The sequence below is a fragment of the Microcoleus sp. B9-D4 genome (assembly GCF_036705105.1).
In the GTDB taxonomy this organism is placed as follows: Bacteria; Cyanobacteriota; Cyanobacteriia; order Cyanobacteriales; family Microcoleaceae; genus Microcoleus.
On the sequence record NZ_JAUBTS010000057.1, the window covers coordinates 20,547 to 38,866 of the forward strand.

The 18,320-nt window shown below is 44.3% G+C and carries 11 protein-coding genes; 4 read left to right on the forward strand and 7 right to left on the reverse strand.

Features of this window, described 5'->3' with window-relative positions; all coding sequences use genetic code 11:
- Positions 1 to 59: 59 nt before the first annotated feature.
- Both QUB24_RS25800 and QUB24_RS25805 read right to left on the reverse strand, forming a co-directional pair.
- Positions 60 to 1,751, reverse strand: coding sequence for a glycosyltransferase family 39 protein (locus tag QUB24_RS25800; protein WP_333156473.1), 1,692 nt, complete (start codon positions 1,749 to 1,751; stop codon positions 60 to 62).
- 337 nt (positions 1,752 to 2,088) lie between these two features.
- Positions 2,089 to 2,661: a Uma2 family endonuclease gene (locus tag QUB24_RS25805; protein ID WP_333156474.1), complete on the reverse strand. Its 573-nt coding sequence runs from the start codon at positions 2,659 to 2,661 to the stop codon at positions 2,089 to 2,091.
- Positions 2,662 to 2,941: 280 nt separating this feature from the next.
- Here QUB24_RS25805 and QUB24_RS25810 point away from each other — a divergent pair, with 280 nt between their 5' ends.
- Both QUB24_RS25810 and QUB24_RS25815 read left to right on the forward strand, forming a co-directional pair.
- On the forward strand, positions 2,942 to 4,507 hold the full coding sequence (locus QUB24_RS25810) for an ABC transporter permease subunit (protein WP_333156475.1): 1,566 nt from the start codon (positions 2,942 to 2,944) through the stop codon (positions 4,505 to 4,507).
- A gap of 143 nt (positions 4,508 to 4,650) precedes the next feature.
- Positions 4,651 to 5,487, forward strand: a complete 837-nt coding sequence (locus QUB24_RS25815) for an SAM-dependent methyltransferase (protein ID WP_333156476.1) — start codon at positions 4,651 to 4,653, stop codon at positions 5,485 to 5,487.
- Between the two features lie 124 nt (positions 5,488 to 5,611).
- Here QUB24_RS25815 and QUB24_RS25820 read toward each other — a convergent pair whose 3' ends face one another.
- Genes QUB24_RS25820 through dpdE form a run of 5 tightly spaced genes read right to left on the reverse strand, consistent with a single transcriptional unit; the run spans position 5,612 to position 16,223 of the window.
- The gene (locus tag QUB24_RS25820; protein ID WP_333156477.1) at positions 5,612 to 6,319 is read right to left on the reverse strand and encodes a hypothetical protein; all 708 of its coding nucleotides are present in this window, start codon (positions 6,317 to 6,319) and stop codon (positions 5,612 to 5,614) included.
- A gap of 5 nt (positions 6,320 to 6,324) precedes the next feature.
- The gene (dpdH, locus tag QUB24_RS25825) at positions 6,325 to 9,432 is read right to left on the reverse strand and encodes a protein DpdH (RefSeq protein WP_333156478.1); all 3,108 of its coding nucleotides are present in this window, start codon (positions 9,430 to 9,432) and stop codon (positions 6,325 to 6,327) included.
- Between the two features lie 4 nt (positions 9,433 to 9,436).
- Positions 9,437 to 10,309: a protein DpdG gene (gene dpdG / locus QUB24_RS25830; protein ID WP_333156479.1), complete on the reverse strand. Its 873-nt coding sequence runs from the start codon at positions 10,307 to 10,309 to the stop codon at positions 9,437 to 9,439.
- On the reverse strand, positions 10,306 to 12,852 hold the full coding sequence (dpdF, locus tag QUB24_RS25835) for a protein DpdF (protein WP_333156480.1): 2,547 nt from the start codon (positions 12,850 to 12,852) through the stop codon (positions 10,306 to 10,308). Before dpdF ends, dpdG begins: the two co-directional genes overlap by 4 nt.
- Positions 12,852 to 16,223, reverse strand: coding sequence for a protein DpdE (dpdE, locus tag QUB24_RS25840; RefSeq protein WP_333156481.1), 3,372 nt, complete (start codon positions 16,221 to 16,223; stop codon positions 12,852 to 12,854). The genes dpdF and dpdE overlap by 1 nt, the downstream gene beginning before the upstream one ends.
- A 292-nt stretch (positions 16,224 to 16,515) precedes the next feature.
- On the opposite strand from dpdE, the gene QUB24_RS25845 reads away from it, so the two are divergent.
- Both QUB24_RS25845 and QUB24_RS25850 read left to right on the forward strand, forming a co-directional pair.
- On the forward strand, positions 16,516 to 17,295 hold the full coding sequence (locus QUB24_RS25845; RefSeq protein WP_333156482.1) for an ABC transporter ATP-binding protein: 780 nt from the start codon (positions 16,516 to 16,518) through the stop codon (positions 17,293 to 17,295).
- 212 nt (positions 17,296 to 17,507) lie between these two features.
- Positions 17,508 to 18,215 carry an ABC transporter ATP-binding protein gene (locus QUB24_RS25850; protein ID WP_006631855.1) on the forward strand — a complete coding sequence of 236 codons (708 nt, stop codon included), beginning with the start codon at positions 17,508 to 17,510 and terminating at the stop codon, positions 18,213 to 18,215.
- Positions 18,216 to 18,320: the final 105 nt, after the last annotated feature.

Below are 18,320 nucleotides of genomic sequence, written 5' to 3' on the forward strand. Positions count from 1 at the left end.
CAGTTTAAATGCACAACAGCTTATATGGATTGTCCAGTGACTCACTCACTCATGCCATGTCAATAATCTACTTCGGACAAAGAAGACCCCAAAGTACCCTGGTTCGAGCGCTTGGTTGTTTCAATTTTGGGAGGAATTCGATAAATAACCCAGTTGGGTGTTTCCTGATATATCTCCAATGTTTTTTGAATGTATGCAACTAATTTAGGGTTATCTTTTGCAATTTGATTATTGCCATATTTAACAATTCCCATCCAATCTGCTCCCTTGGTAATCAAATCTTCTAAGATGGCAATTAAAGTATCATCTGTTATGGGATATTTCCAATAAATACTATTCTTTCTCATGCTCTCTTGAGGACTCGAAGGAGGAGCACCCCAATAAATAGCAGGAGGAAAAACCCAGCCACGTCTGCGACTATAATAGATAGCGACAGGATCGCCACCTCCACGATTAGCTATAGTAACAACAAGGTCACTTGGTTGAGTTATTTGCTGCAAAGCTATCCCTAGTTCGTAGCCATCTTTTGCCACAGGAGAATAGCACCATACGTTTAACTGTCTATAACCAATTCCAGAAATGATTAGTAGTATTGCCGTTATGAGTGCTAATGCTGAAGATGAACCTCCGGCTCGCTTGGCGAATGAAGCAAGTGCTATCAGGCCATTTCCTGCTAGAGCGGCGGCGGCTGGGTTAACAATATTTAAATTAGAGTAATTTGTGACGAGCTGTTGAGCGCCAATGAAGTAATAAATGGCAAAAGCAAGTATCCACCAATGAAACATCCCTGGTACTCGTGTGGCTACATTACTTGGCTGCAGCTCTGATTCTTGGGTAGGAACTTTATAATGAGGAGGAACGAATAAACCAATAGCAACAAGGAGCATGATGGGATATGTCCAAATCCGCCGAGAAATAAGATGATAAAGTTCAGGGATAAAATATTTCTTTTGTAACCATTCCTGTAACCCATGATCCCAGAGCCAGTTCCCGCTGCCAGCAAAGTGGTAAGGCGGATAAGTGAGAGCAAGATGCCTCGCCCACAAATAATAGGCAGCTACTGGCAGGAGGATGGAAATGGCAGCTACTCCAATTACTATCAGCTTCTTCGGGCGCAGTAATCCTCGATGACCCAGGACAACACATATTGTATAGAGCATCGGAATGCCAATGATTAAACCTGGTAGTTTGGTTAAAAAGCCCCAAGTTGCAAAGAGGGTGGCAAGCAATAAATAGTACCAGCGGTCAGTTTGTAGGTAGGCAATCAGCATCCAGAAACTTGTTACAACTAATGCCACCATTGCCGGGTCGGGAAGGAAAGACCGATCCACATATATATGGCCTGGAAAAATTGCGAGAATTGCGGCACTCATAAGAGCGCGATCGCGATCCCAAATACGAGAAACTAACTGATAGAAGGCAAATATTCCCCACAAGCTAAACAGGATAACGACGCTGCGTCCCACCCAATCATGCTGTCCCAATAAAGTATAGAGAAGGGCTGTAATATAAGTAACTGTTTGAAATTCCCGTCCATTATAGCTAGGTCCTGGCCCATCCCAGCTAACTTCAGGGTAGAAGATATTCCAATTTCTGCGATAGAAATTTTCGGCCATCATGGCTGTACTTGACTGACGCCAACTAAAGCCATCAATAAATGGCTGATTGATATGAAGAAATCGCCAAATAGCTGCAACTAGAAGAATTGATATCAGGAGATAAGAGGTGTTTCTATAAATTGGAATTTTCATGTTGGCTCTGATGATATAAAAAAACATCTGACCTGTAAAGCTACGCAGTAAGCTAGTGGAACCTAGACAAGGGCAGCTAGCTAACTTTACACCTTGGAAGATATCTTGGTCAAGTGGAGTACGCTAACCAGCAAAGAGGGGGAGCCTTCACAGCCTTCTCCCCCAAAAGGTGGCAGGATCTCTCCTGCGTAATTCTTGTTTTAATTGTCTGATATGGAGTTGTGCTTAAAAATTTCTATTTATAAGTGCAATATAGAAATAGGAAGAGTCAACAGTTTTATCATGTATCTGAAAGATTCTCCCCAAGCGATCGCGTTTTACGTTTTAGTTTTACGTTTTAAATATTCCCTGGTTTGAGCCAGCCAAAAACTTCGCCTAAAGTCAACTGCATTTCCGGCATAAAATTGGGCATCGGAAGTATATCTGTTGGTTCTTGCAAGGAAATCGGCTGCTGGCTTGCAGGATAGGCTAAAATGTTTTTTTCATCGGGATCGACCAACCAACCCATCTGGCAACCGGCGTTCAAACAGTGCAAAATATTGTTTGTAACTTTGGTTTGGCTTTGGGCTGGGGACAAAATTTCTATTGTCCAGTCTGGGTGAGCATTAAATGTATTGGCAATTTCGCCGTCAGCGTCTAGCGGAATGCGATTCCAAACAAAAATCGCGACATCGGGGACAATAGAACGTCCGCCAAAGGTGCAGCGAAGTTCTGGTAGGGCTAGGGCAATTTGCGGTTTCTCTGCGATGTCGTTGGTGACTGTTACGAGTCTGCCTTGTAGTTTGCTGTGTTTTCCTTGGGGCATAGGTTTTTGGACGATCGCACCTTTGATGTATTCGCTAGCGGGTTTGGTTTCTGGGAGTTGCAAAAACTCGTCGAGGGTGATAGTTTTTTGAGGTGCTTGTACCATATCGCGATCGCCCGTTTGAAGTGTGTTCCGGTAACAGTTCCAGTATATTAGAAGTTTTGATCGCTGTGGTGAAACAATCGCTCTCAAAAGACTCTAAACTGTAGCTAGCCCGCTCGGCAGTTTCCCGAACCAGCGGTCGATCGAGTTGCTTGAGGCAGAAATTGGCACTGCCTGTGTCAGTCGCATCTATAAAACTGCGATTCCTCGCATTCTTGCATCTAACTACTGACTGCTGACTAATAACTAATGACTAATGACTAATAACTAATAACTTCTTCCTATGTCAAAACAAATAATTAATGCGATCAAATCGAGCGGTATTTTAGGGGCGATCGCCTCTTTGACTGTTTTGTTATTTGGCGGTTGGAGTGGCACCGTAATCGGCTGGCTGATGGGTACGGCGGCGGGCTTTATGAGCTGTCGGGATCAGAAGGTTTACAGCCCGAAAATGGGTGCGAGTATCGGCAGTTTAGCGGGATTGGGATTGGGAGTTTGGCTATTAATTGCGAGTGTGGTAGAAGGGGTTTTGATTAGACCTTTTTCTGGTCAATCTGCTGTTGCTTTGCCGACTACGCTGCTGTACGGGATTTGCAGTTTGACGATCGCAATTTTGACAGCTACGTTAATGGGTGCTTTGCAGGGTTTGCAGGGGGAACGCCAGCGACTGGCAACTCTGGTGACATTAGCTTTTATTCTAATTCTGTTTCCGTTTATCGACATTCAGGCTCAGACTGGCTGGATTGCTACTGTAGTACAGATTCAAATCTTTATTATGTTGGCGCTGGGTTTGAATATTACTGTGGGTTTTGCGGGTTTGTTGGATTTGGGATATGCGGCGTTTTTTGCGATCGGCGCTTACACGACGGCTTTGCTATCTTCTGGGCAATTAAATATTGCTTGGAACTTTTGGGTGGTATTGCCGATCGCCGCCGGTGTAGCTGCGATCGCGGGCGTAATCCTCGGTATTCCGACACTGCGGCTCAAGGGCGATTATTTGGCGATTGTTACCCTCGGTTTTGGCGAAATTATCCCGGTTGTCTTTAGGAATTTAACGGCGATTCGGATTGACGAACCAGTATCGAAGATTGTTGCTTCCCTGTTGGGTAAACCTGAGTTGGTGCTGTGTCTGGTTGGGTGCGATCGACCTTTTAACCTCACCGGCGGCGAAGCGGGCATAAACCCGATCGGGCGTCCATCTCTCCCCATCGTCGGCACTTTCAGCACCGGCAACTACTTTCCCTGGTACTACCTAATTTTACTGCTAGTTGTCTTTGCTTACTTCATGATTTCGCGGCTGCGAGATTCCCGCTTGGGGAGGGCATGGAATGCCATGCGCGAAGATGAATTAGCGGCGAGTGCGATGGGCATTAACCTGGTCAAAACCAAACTTTCGGCTTTTGCGATGGGAGCGACGTTTTCGGGCTTTGCCGGCGCATTTTACGCCGCCTATATCAGCGCGATTTTTCCCAGCGTTTTCGATTTCTCGGTGTCGGTAATCATCCTGTGTATGGTGATTTTAGGCGGTTTGGGGAATATGACGGGGGTGATTTTGGGGGCTATCATTATCATGTCTGCCGATCGGCTTTATCTGCCACAATTAGCGCAAGTCCTCAAGGGTTTTCTGAATACTTTTGTACTCCCCAGGATTGCAATTCCCCAGTTGCGAGACTTTCTGGCCACCAGTTTAGACCCGATTCAAATGCGCTTATTTCTATTCGGCCTAACTCTTGTTGTCATGATGCTCGTGCGGCCGGAGGGGCTGATTCCTGATAAGATCCACCAAGCTGAACTGCATTCGGATGCTGAAGCGAGCAATGAGTCTTTAGCAGATGCGAGAAGTCAATAAGTAGGTAAGGGCAAAAACCATAGTATTTTGTAGGCGGGTTTAGCTAAGAATCTAGGATGCAAGGGAGATTAGGGATCTAAAAACCCCCTCCCCATCTAATGTTTACTTGTAACCAACTACTTAGTAAAGGTGAAAGATTAGCCATGAAAAATGTAACTGGTACTGCTTTTATCGTTGCGGAGTTTAGAGCAGAAGAGAATGAAGAGGCCATTCCTCTCTATACCGATCATGTAGTAAAAATATGGCTCAATGAGGAAACACAAAAAATAGCTAACCAAATAGCTCAAAGCTCTCCCGCCGCTAAAGAAATGGTTAAGTTGCGGACTAAATATTTTGATGATGTTTTGTCAAATCAAATTTTAGGAGGTTGCAAGCAAGTAGTTATTTTAGGTTCGGGTTTGGATACTCGCGCTGCTAGAATTAATGGAGAAGGAGTGATTTATTTGGAAATAGACGATCGCGCGACTCTTCAATTAAAAGAAGAAACTCTCAAAGCTAACAAAGTTACTGCCAATGTTCGCTACATTCCCGGCGATTACGTAAAAGACGGTTTAATCTCCTTGCTGAAGCAGAGTGAATTTGATTTCGCTCGACCGACATATTTTTTGTGGGAAGGCAACACTACCTTGCTTGACAAAAAAGATGTAATATTTGTATTAGAACAAATTCGCGACAATTTTCATAATTTTCGATTGTCCTTCGATTATATGTCGGACAAGGTGATTTTGAGAACGACGGGCTACCAAGATATCAATGATTACATAGATAAATATGAAAGTATGTATGCACCGTGGATTACTGGGTTTGAAAACATAGCAACTTTGGCTGACGAACTGAATCTCAAAGTTATTGAAAACTTTTCGACGGCCGATTTACACGCACAATATCGCCCTCGCCGTTCGCTAGAGTCTAATCTTTTCAAATTCTATTTTGTTTGTACGTTAGAAAATGCAGTAGGGTGCGTCAGTCAAGAGATGTGACTCAACTCAAACAATTTGCTGCTGACGCACCGCAGAGCACAGCAAAGACGATCGCACTTTGTCTGTACGCTAGAAAATGCAGGAGGGTGCGTCAGTGATTTCTTGGACAATCGCAAACCATTTATTAGGTCAAGCGAATTCGTAAAGAATCAATAAGGTCATTTTTAGCCAACCAATCTTTTACCTCTGGCGTTAAAAGTCCGAAGGTAGCACCCTCATTAGCAGCCACTCTCAGAAAAAGAAGCACTGCTTCAGGAACCTCATCAGAATTTAAGCCCTCCCAGCACTGCTTTAATTGCTCAATTAGCCGATCGACTCTTTCAAAATCCTCACTGCTTTGGGGAATTGAGTTTGATTCCAGAATTTGCAAATCTAAACTTCTAATCCGTTGGACAGTTGGCTTAAATGCCGAAACTTTATCCAATACATTTAGGATTTCATTATTAGTGCTTGGCCTATTTTGATTTCGGTAGCGCCGCCAAGCTTGACTGAGTTGCTCTTCCAGAGCTTTTTGCAATTGTTTTATCCTAGAAGTGAAATTTTTTTCGTTGAAATTTTCATTATCTATAATCCACTCAGGATCTTCTTTAAATTTTGACTCAACATTAGCAATAAATGTCAGCAGAATCTCAGCCTTTTGAGTTAAATCCAAATTGGCAATTTCTTTTTTACGAAAAGTTCTCAAAGATTGAACGAGAGGTAGAGTTCCATCGACAGCTTGCTTGATTTGTTCTTGTCGAGATTGAAAGCCTTGAAGATTGGTTACATCGCTCTGACGATTAATTTTCTTTTGAGATAACTCAATCAGTTGAGTGGATTTTTCGAGAAGCATATTATCTATTCTTTAATTTCAGTAATTAGATTTCGCAGTTTAGCCAATCCATCTTGAATAGCCCTATGGCAAGATTCTACTGTTGCACCACCAGACACTTCTAAATCTTCAATTCGGTTATTCACCTCGATTATAGAAGCATCAAGAAAATTGTTAGTGCTGCCGACAAATTCGGAAGCCTCTGTCATTGCTTTTTGATGATTTTCGCTGAGATACTTAAGCAGCTTCCCCGGTTTACTATCGGGATTATCTTTCTCAGTTTGCACGCGCTTCATTGTTTCTAAATAGCTAGAAAGCCCAACTCGTTTAAACTGTTCCAATACAGATGTTAGGTCATCGACACTCTTTCTGCCTCGAAATACACCAGCTTGTGTCGAGCGAGCGATCGCCCGCTTTACTAAATCGGTAACATCTTTTTTATTGATGTCTTCCCCTAATTCAGCTACGATAAAATTGTAAACAGCAAGTTGGCGATCGCACTCTTCCTGAATCGCTTTTTCTAGGAGTTCATCTGCTGCTTGACGCGCTTTATTAATTTCGGGAAACTTTTCTCGAACATCTGGCGGAATTTCAGTTTGAGGTTGCCAAGATTTGCTAACCTGTTTCAAAGGTTCCAAAATTTGAACAGTATCAATAATTTGAAATCTCGGAGAGCTACCTTTTGTGCAAGCTGTGCGACTTTTTACAATTTCTAGTAAACCCTCGCGGTGGTTTTGTAAGCTATTAAATAGCTTTTTCCAGTTAGCTGAACGATTTTCTAAATCTTTTGCTTCTAAATCGAGAAACAAACTATTAATCAAATCTTCAATCGAATTTGTAGGATGTCCGGCCATTGTTGCTGCGATCGCCAGTAGCTCAACTGCCGCAGGGACAGGATTCCAGGGTTCCCCAGACTCGCGGGGATACAGGCGAATTTGCTCTAGGACATATTGACTCCATTTTTCTAGTTGTTTGGCGTAGGTGCGAAAGTAGCGAGATCCATCGGGGAACTTCCAATGCTTGTAATGGCTGTATTGCAACATACCTTGGAAGGCGATCGCCGTTTCCCGAAACTCATCTGCATCATCAGGATTCAGAGGAAGAGATAGTTTAACTCCAGAAATCGTCTCCCTCGTCACTTTTGGACTAAAAAAAGTAATATTTCTGCTTTTAAAATATGTCGTCCCACTACTAGCAAAAACCCCCTTAAGCAGCATTTCCGTATCCCATTCGATCCGCTCGCCGATAGCTGAGTAAATCAACGGCCTCAGTTCCCCAGCGATATCTTGCGGGAGAAATTCTTGATTGTTCCACCTATCAAGAATTTCTTTTTGCCTACTCAGCTTGTCGGGAACTTGTCCGGATGCTGTCAGATTTTTTTTAGTTTGAGATTGTGACTCAACTTGATAATTACTAACAGAAGAACTAGACTCTTTAGCACCCGAAACAGATGATGATTTTTGTGTGGGCTGAACCTTCACGCCCAGCGCCGGAATATCAAATGCAGAGTGAACTTCTGGGTGCAAATCACAAAGATCGTTACTATCCGTCCACAAATCTAGGAGAATCTGGCGGCGATCGCCATTTTCTGGATCTTTCGCTTGAATATCTCCCTGAACAATTGCACTCAGCCGCATTTTGCCAAAGTGTTCTCGAACAGAAATAGCAGGAAACTCTCCGCCCTCGATATCAGCAGCATAATTTTCTAGCGTCCACTTAAGAACATCTTTAATCAAAATCCGAGGGTTAAAATTGCCGGGATTGACTCTAGAAAGCATTTGTTCTAAGGCTTCTGAAGTAAAAGGATACAAACCAAAACCGTCTGCTTCTGCAAAACCCGCATGACAAGCTAGTTTGTGTTCGCATTCATTGCAAGCGGTAGGTAGAGATTCTCGATCCGCACCTTCGCGATTGCGAGAGTCAGCCCACCAATTTTGAATTGTTTTATCCTCCAAACGCACGGCGTTGAGATATCGACCCACAAATTGTTTGATATCTGCATAATTCACTAAAGATTGTTCGCCAACCGTGCCAAGGTCAAGATTAACGCTAAAAGTAATCCGCTGTTTTACAGTATCTAACCTCAGACTGTCAAAATAGCCCGTAGTACAAGCTAGCGCCGTTCGGATCGCGCACAAATGTTTGCCACCCGCTTGTTGAGGTCGGGCTAAAACAGCTTCTAAAACTTCGCGATCGATGCCTTGCAATTTAGCAAAATCTTCAATCAGCAAAATTAACTCTATTCCTTGTTGGGCTAAAGTTTCGCGAACTTCCCCCATCAATCTTTGTAAATCTTCCCGCCCCAAGCTCAAAACCTGAGCTATGGCTTCATCTAAATGTCGGTTCAACCAATCTACAGTTGCCCTTTGAATATCCTCATCGCCGATGAGTAAGCTATAAAATTCCCGCGCAGACTGCCCAGCTTTTTGCAAGTTTAAAACATTGAGAGGCAAGTCATTTAGCGAAAAATGCCTCCGTTCTTCCACAACTTCTACCGTATCTCGCTGTCCGAGAATGTGGATAACTAATTGATGGATAATACCCCCATCCTTTAGCCAGTATTCTTTTCGGAAAAATGGATCGTATAGGAAAGAATCAACAGCACCAACTAGGTAATCTTCCACGTCCGACAGTTTTGTGCGATCGCCCCGACCATTTGGGCCAACAGCAGCCGCAAGCTGATTCAGAAGTTGTTCCCGCGCTTGTGCTTCAGTCAAGGTGCTAGTAGCTCGATTTAAACGCTGCCGGTATTCATCGAAGGTTGCTCCTGCCATCCCTTCTAATATTAAACTGAGAATATCTTTGAGATTCGTTCCAATTTTGGGTATGAGCAAAACTCGGCGCTTTTGGGTCGATTCAATATTCGCAGCTAGCCAGCGAATCAGGTGAGATTTTCCCGTCCCAGAACTGCCTAAAACTGGCACGAAAGCGAAATCTTGTTCAGCGAGAAAGTCTTTCAGAAATTGTTCCTCACTGTAGGAAACTCGCGACGGTGCATCGATAAGTTCCTGGCGGTACATGGCAATTGGATGGTGAGTTGCCAGAAATATACTATCTGGAGTTTGCGTAGCCTCCACACCCATTACGCGGCGAACGCGATCGACATCCCAGCAAACAAATTTTGTAAAAGTCATGGTTCTAACCCATCAAAATAATATGAGAAAATCCTGCTTCTTTGTCTCCACTTGGAAAGATGAATAGATCGGCATCCGACTCCCTTACCAACTTGATGCAACCATCATCTTGAAGGCGGAATAAAGCAAAAGCCGTGCTAGTTGATAAGTGATTTGGTAAGCGACCACCAATTTTTTCTTCAACCTGTTCTCTAAATTTTCCAGTTTCAAACAGAGGACATTTTTTAGCTAGGCGAGCGATAAAATCTCGAATTGAAAGTTTAGCTTTTGCTTCGCCTTGAAATAAATCCTTTAAATTTCGTCTGAGATAAGCAGTTGGCTCAGCCACAACAAGTTTTTTGTTTGAATCTGAAGCATGGCTCCAAGCAAACCCTAAATAACACATCCAGTCCTCGGCTTGACCCAACAAAGCATTGCTCGATGCTTTTAAATCTAAAGACCGATCGACTCCCTGCTCTACGACAAGCTGTTCTACTTCTTTGCAAGTACGGGGAGCATCATAAATATCCTGTGCTAAATACCATGCTATTAACCGACCTAAATCTTCTTCATCTTCGTTATCAGAAGCAAACAATAGCTGTACCAGCGTATCGGGGAACAATTTATCACCTGTGTGAGGATGTCGAGATGCTTCGGGGAGCTCAAAATTTATAGCAATATCATCATTGTCTGCGATTAATAAGCCACATTTTATGCTTTCTCTCAGGGAATCGTTGAACATTGGATATTTTTCATTTTTATCTTCCGATAATTTCTCAGGAGAGAGCAGTCGAGTAAGTTTCTCTCTATTTGCACGCTGTTTAGGTTCTTGAAGTAAATATCTAAATATTCCTCGCATTCGACTAGGAGTAGCTCTACCTGTTTTTAAGACGCTCATAAATTAACCTCCCTGCAAAACTGGTCAAACATACAAAGTTTCCCAGGAAAAATATCAATCAGGTTGCGGTCATTGCGACTGGGCTCGGGTGTATCTACAGGAAGCATGATAATCAACGGCGCGTCAGAAGTTCTGTTGAGTGACAAATAGTTGTGAGGGATAGCCTTTCCGGGCGGATGAAATATCAGGGTGGGAATGCGCGGCATCAGCATGGGTTCGTATTTTCCAAACAAAAATATACAAGCATCGGCAATTCCATTTGTTTCTGCTATCAATATACTCTGAAATTCATCAGTCACCACCAGATTATTAATTCCCTGCTCGATTAACCAGTTAAAAAATTTAGAGCTTTTGAGTTGCCAGCTTTGAGATTCAAGAGGCTCATAGAAAACGAGCATTAACTTATCTTCTCCCAGCAATGATTTTAGTTTTTGACCTACAAAAAAAATCGGTTTTTGCCATACAGGTAATGGGGCGGGTATAATTCCCGAAAACTCTGGTTCCCTGTTTTTTCTGCAAACAGGACATCCACCGCAAGCGCGAGAAACTATCACCTGTTTTCTCGGTTCTAGCACTGCACGGGCGGGAATAGTGTAAGCTTCAGCAAAGATTTCTGAAATACAGCGTTTCGGCCGCAAAACCTCGCGCATCAATTGCAGGTTTTTATAGCTCCAGTTTTGGCGCTGTTGGCGAATTGGCTCTACTTTATGTTGCCAAGTTTGACGATTCAGATGCGATTCATCTCGGATGCGGATGAACCGGGACTCTCTGTGCAGTTCCCAAGCTTCGTTATAAGCTGCTTCCGATTTAAAATTTCTTCTTCGCGGCGGTTCCTCGGCATCAATATCGATTAAACCCGATCGACTCATCAGCGTTAAAGTGCGGATGTTCCAAGCCTGATTCTGTTCGCTGTTCATGTCAATATCTGCTGGTTTATAAGATGGAGGAATATTGACGGGAACGCGAAACCGCCCATCGGGAAGAATTGTTTTCTTTGAAAAAAGATGTTGCCACCGCTCCAAACCCCGATCGATCGTAATTGCAGATTTGTCATTAAGCGATTTTGCAATGTCTAAGTCTTGAGTGGTATGTAAGGTGAGCGAGATTGCTGCTTTGCCGTCTCGACCTCCTCGACCCACTTCTTGATAGAAACGATCGATAGTTTCTGGGATGCAGACATGAAGCACGGCTCGAATATCTGACTGATCCACACCCAAGCCGAAAGCAGAAGTAGCAACAACTATATCAACTCGTCTCTCGCGCAAGTTTTCAATCAGTTGAGAGCGTTCTTCTGAACTGGATTCCCCGGTCATCATCGCACACCGTTTGAATCCAGCAAGCAATAACTCCTGTTTCCATCGATTCACATCTTGGCGCGTTGTGGCGTAAATAATCAGAGGGCGGGGAAGATGATAAACTGCTTCAATTAATCGCTGTTTCCTGATTTCTTCACTTTGACACCAAGCAAACCAATAAGACGGTTCCGGTCGCAACTGTACGGCAGATATCACTTGAAAAGGGCCGGGTTTACCAAATAAAGTTTCTAGGGTATCTAAACAGGATTCTGTTAAGGTTGCAGTCAGCAATAAAGTTGTAAAAGAAGTCCAGCGCAGCAAATCTCTTCGCAAACCTGAGAGTTCTTGAAAAGCGGGGCGGAATTCATCGCCCCACTGTTCGACGATATGCGCTTCATCTATTACGAAATACCGCAGCATTTCTGATTTTGCGGCTTCGTAAAGAGCAGGTGCGAGAGAATTCATCAAGCTTTCGGGTGAGGTGAAAACGATTCGCTGGGTGCCGTTGCGGATGCGATCGCGAATTTCCTGCCGTCTCTCTTGTCCTTGCCCAAACTCGTCGCCATAATAGGCAGTGCCATGGTTCACAAAAGGTTTTAAAGCTCGTTCCTGGTCAATGGCTAGTGCTGTAGTTGGCACAACAATGACACTAACACCAGCATTTTGCGATCGCACCAGCGCGGGCAGTTGAGCGCAAAGGCTTTTCCCCGATCCAGTAGGCAGGTTAATGGCGAGTGTCGAATTGTCAGCAGCCGTCAAAACAGCCCGAATTGCTTCACGTTGCCCTACACTCCGATACTTCTGCCTATTCACCAATTCCAGAAACGGATCTCCGTCTACTGGCTCGTAATTGCGGCGAATTTCATCATCAAATACGGGTTTGTCTGGGGGATATTGTGCGGAAAAATCTAGCCAATCAGGCAGCCAAGGATGAGCGCTAATCAGATAGTAATCCGCACCTTCGATCAAAATATCGATACCGCTTTGTTGCCACATTTCGCGATCGGGAAAAAGAGAAGTCCGAGGTACTTTCAAAGTTGGGGGTATCCCACCCTTTTGCTCGTATTCCCGCCGCAGAACCTGACGGATCAGAGCCGCAATATCTCCCATTCCCGGCGCATAAGAAGTTCCCGCAGCACCCAAAGTTTCCAGCAAGCGCCTGTAACCGGCTTCTGAAAACTGACTTGTATCGGCAGGAATCTTACCTGTTTGGAGAATTTCTCTGAGCTTTTGAAAAGAATCAGCCATCACTCATCTCCCCCTTCCTGAGATTCAACCGGAGGTCGCCCAGAAACTACAATGAATCCTACAGAATCAAGCTTGGTTCGGGGATAGCGAATCCCTTCTAACATAGCTTGACTTAACGCAGTTTCTATCTTAACTTCCTTGGCTAGTAAAGAATGCGAAGTTTGTGGGCTTTCAGCCAGTCGGTTGAGGCGCAGCCGCAGTTGGTCTAGTCTATTTCCTAGTTTCTGGTCGGCGATTCGGGCGCGCTGTTCGCAGAGTTCGATGAAAGAAGTGCGATCGCGCAGCAGTATTTCCGAGGTCTCACGCGCCTGACTGCACAAATCACGCCACTTACTCTCATCAACAAACTCATTGAGAACCGATAATCGACTTTTTGCTAAATTATAATCTCGGCAGGGATGAGAACTTTTACCCTTGTACGAACCTTGCAGAATCTTCAAAACAGCTTCATCTTCAACAAGGCTCATTGGTTCGTAGCGAGCATCAATAAAAATTGTCTCTACGATCGGAGGAAATAACGCATCAGCGCGCCGTTTCACAGATACAAATCTACTTCGCTCCAGCTCAAAATCTGTTGAAACTTGCTGGGCTAATTCCAAATCAGCCTCGACTACATAATTAAAGCGAAAACCGAACCATTCCATCCCTTCTCCAGCATCCCAAGAGCGATCGCACCGCCATAGAGCAAATGCTTGACCCCTGTCATCCCAATGGATATAAGATGCTAGTGCTTCCACAAATTCTTCCCCAATACGGTAGAGGTTGACACCAGGATATTTAGTTGATATTCTCCGGTTATAAGTACCAGAGCGTTGTGCACAAGCAGCAAAGCAAGTTCTTAGATCGTGGATGGGAATTAGAGTGCGCGTAGTCGGTTTATAACGCCATACTTTTGCTAAATTCTGATCCTCAATTTGTTTGAATTGCAGTGCTTGACATATCCAGTCTTCTGTTGCTCGTTTAATTTCCTGATGGCGAGCATCATAATCATCTAAAGTTTGAAAATATTGGGTAGCGTTTTCATCTTGGGCATCTATTTCATCTAAAGCGTTTTGTTCGCTAATCTTTACCTGTTCTTCAGCAATTTCTTGTTGGATAGTCCCTATCATTTCCAATAGTCCACTAGCACCAGATTGAAACAGAGTGGTTACCAGTCCTGGTAGTTTTTCATCTACATAAAACTGAAGACTTGCAATTGATTGATGAAGGATACCGAAACCGTCTTTTAATAATTGATACCAAGCAGCGTGAGGGCTATCCTCTAAGTCTGAGCCTGCGAATACTGTAAATTGAACATTTAAAGGGCGACCAATGCGATCGATCCTGCCAATCCTTTGTTCTAAACGATTTGGCGACCAGGGAAGATCGAAATTAATCATCCAGTTCACAAATTGGAAGTTGCGGCCTTCTTCACCAGAGGAATCGCACACTAGGATAAAACAATTGGGGTCATTTTTAAAGCCATTGAGGTTTTTTTCAACATCAAAGCGTTTCATCCCTAATTGATGGCTAGCTACAGTTCCGCTACCGAAAGTACCTGATAAGCACCGGACAATCTCAGCACCGGTTTGAATAAAACTGGTGAAAATGATAACTTTTGGTAGGGTATCTCCCGGTATCGGGCGGCGAATTCGCTGCTGCACCTGTTCCAGCAATCTATCAAGGTTGCTGCGGCGATAAGATTGAAGTTTCAAACATTCTGACAGATGATAAAGTAGAACTCTATTGAGTAATTCGAGGCGAGATCCTTCTTCTGAAGGTTGCTGAATAATCCTTAGTAAAAATTGCAAAATCTGTTCTTCCCCAGAAAATTTAGGGGTTTCTGTCAGAATGCGGATATTATCAGCACCAAATTCTTGAATCAAGGCAGAATGGGAGATGCCGCTTAAACGGGTTTCCAGCACTTGCGCTAAAATCCCTAACCAAGTCCCGCTAGCACGGAATAAAAGTAGAAAAATTTGCTGATATTGTTGTTGGTTAGGAGCGACTGTGCGCCATTCATCAATTAGTTCGTGAATTTCGGGCGATCGCTCATCTAAGTCATACTCTACTTTTGGTGTCACATTTCGGGCAAAAATTACATCTTCCACCGCAGCGCGACGGTTGCGGAGCATTCGACGGTGTAACCGATAGGTGTCGCTGATGTGGGTGCGAATCGATCGCACAATTCGATCTCGAAGCGCGGCCGGTGTTTCTTTAGTTTGCAAGCAATTTTGCAACTCATCTGCGAGGTTTAGCAGATACGGATCTGCCGCAAAAAGATTTCGCAGTTGATTGAGGTTAGTTTTAAGAACAAAAGGATTTGCTCCCTCCTTAAATGAAAGTAAAACTCGACCAATTTGTTGGCGGTTTTTCACCCTCGCACGAAAACCTTCCAAATCGTTAAGTTGATAGGTGATCGGATCGAGTAGGTGCAGCATCGCCAGGAAATCTTGCTCGTGATTGAGAACTGGAGTTGCAGATAATAGAAGCAGGCGATCGCTTTTATGAGCGAGGTGTTTGCAAGTCTGGAAACGCCTGCACTGTATCGAATCTGAAGAGGTCGCCATTGCTGCAATATGATGTGCTTCATCTAAAATCAGGAAGCCCAAATCGGCATTCGGACTGACTCGATCGACATCCTCTACTGCAAGTACCTGGACACGATTTTCCAAGTCAGAGACATAGAATTTATGTTCTAATTCTTGAAGCCACTGTTCCCGCAGGTATTGCGGTACTAGCACCACTGCACGTCCCTGCGGTCGATCGAGGAGATACTGGCGAAGAATAGCACCTGCTTCGATCGTCTTTCCCAGTCCAACTTCATCAGCTAAGAGGTAACGTTGAATGGGGTCTTCGAGTACGCGGCGGACAACTTCAACTTGATGGGGATAAAGGTCAATATTGGCAGAAATCAGCCCTGTCATCCCGCGACTGACGGCGCGTTGTTCGATGAGACACTCGACAAAAGCTAAACGTCGATCGTGAAAGTAGGGCGTTTCCTGCCCTTTCATCGCTAGAGTTTCGATGGGGTCATCGATGGGTAGGTTGCAACGAACGTAAATTTCCTGTTCAGCAACTAATGCTATCTTTTTATCGGGTAGATCGATTCGATACTGACGTTTGTCCTCGTCCCAGTCAAAAATGCGGCCAATTATCCATGTATCCTGGCTTTCTGGCTGGATGTAGCATCGTGTCTGAGGCGGGAGTTGAACTCTATCAAGCGAAGTTAAGGGTAAGGTTTTTTCCAGGCGTTGCCCAATTGAGCAGAAGTATTCAACTGTTGCTGTAGAGTAGGATAGATCGGTAACTTTTCCGATTCCTAAGTCGTTGTTTGGCGATTTTTCTGCGGAGACGCTTCGCGATCGCACCAGCAAACCAAGCTTCATCATAGTTCCGGCCTCTACATTCCCTCTTACTAGAGTAGCCGATCCCCATGAAAAACTAGCAGTGTAATTTAATTTTCCACCCTTTTTGTCTTTACACTCAAGGGGAAACCTTAAACCGAAACGCAGTCATGAAGCTTAGCCCAAGACTTTCTGTAACGCATTCCGATCCCCAAATCTTTCCGTGTGGTAACGAGCATCCCACAACAGCCACGCTGACGCACTTTAACAGAGCGGATTTGGTATTATATAGCATCCGAGCTATAACTGTTTAACAATATTAGGAATCACCACCAAAATGTCATTATTAGAAGCACAGCAACTTACAATGCGATTCGGCGGTTTGACTGCGGTCAACCAGGTTAGTTTAACTTTGAAAAAAGGAGCGATCGCCAGTTTGATAGGCCCCAACGGTGCGGGCAAAACTACTTTTTTTAATATGCTTACGGGCATTTATAAACCGAGTGGGGGGCAGTTGATACTTGAAAATAAAAATATTACCGGTTTACCCCCGGATCGCCTGACCACTTTCGGCATTGCTAGAACTTTTCAAAATATCCGCTTGTTTAACAACATGACTGTCCTGGATAATGTTTTAGTAGGTAGACACTGCCGATTGAAAACAGGTTTGTTGGGTGCAATCCTCCGCCCTCCCGCTGCGAATCTGGAGGAGCGGGAAGCTAAAATAAAAGCGCTCACTATGCTTGATTTTGTCGGTTTAGGTGCTTCTAAAGCGCCGGAGTTGGCAAAAAACCTTTCCTACGGCGACCAGCGGAGATTGGAAATTGCGCGGGCATTGGCTTCCGATCCGAAAGTGTTGCTTTTGGACGAACCGACTGCCGGGATGAACCCGAACGAAACGGCTGATTTAACTCGCTTTATTTACAGAATTCGCGATGAGTTGAATTTGAGTATTTTGCTGATTGAACATGATATGAAAGTGGTGATGGGAATTAGCGATCGCGTCAGTGTTATGGAGTACGGTACTAAAATTGCTGAGGGAACTCCGGCCGAAGTTCGCGCAGATCCTCGCGTAATTGAGGCATATTTGGGAAAAGAAGAAGATGGCAATGGGTAATTGGTAAGGTTCGCTGCAGCGCACCTGATATCATTTCCGTTTGATTCGGACTTGTATGATGTTAAATTTTGTATGGGCGGGTAAACCTGCCAATTATTGGCCATAAGAGACAATCTCATAAATCCGCCCCCGCCCATACTACTCGATCGATGTTTGGGATCGTTCCTCCACTTTTGATGTAACTTTCAGACAATATATTCTAAAAAGTAATCATGCTAGAAATTAAAGACATTCACACCTACTACGGAAATATCCACGCTCTCAAAGGAGTATCGCTAACAGTCTCGCAGGGAGAAGTTGTGACATTAATCGGCAGCAACGGGGCGGGGAAAACTACAACTCTCCGCACGATTCAAGGACTGTTGCGCCCGCGCCAAGGCACTGTATTATTTGAGGGAAAGCCTTTAGAAGCACTATCTACAGAGGCGATCGTCCGTTTGGGGATTTCTCAAAGTCCCGAAGGGCGGTTGATTTTTCCGCGCATGACGGTTCAAGAAAACCTAGAAATGGGTGCTTATCTCCGCAACGATACTCTCGGTATCAAGTCGGATATGGAAAAAGCATTAAATTTATTTCCTCGTTTGCGAGAAAGAATTAGTCAAAAAGGGGGAACTCTCAGCGGCGGCGAACAGCAAATGTTGGCGATCGCCCGGGCTTTGATGTCGCGCCCCCGCTTGTTATTATTGGACGAGCCGAGTATGGGATTGGCACCGATGTTAGTCAGTCAAATTTTTGCGATCGTCCGCGATATTAATGCTGAAGGAACAACTATTTTACTGGTGGAACAAAACGCCCGCATGGCTTTAAGTGTAGCCCACCGCGGCTATGTCATCCAAACCGGTCAGGTTGTAGTCGCTGGTACTGCTAGTGATTTGCAGTCAAATGAAACTGTTCGCAAAGCCTATTTAGGTGAAAGTTAAATATGGGCATGGGGCATGGGGCATGGGGCATGGGGCATGGGGCATGGGGCATGGGGCATGGGGCATTAGTCATTGGTTATTGGTTATTGGTTATTGGTAATTGAA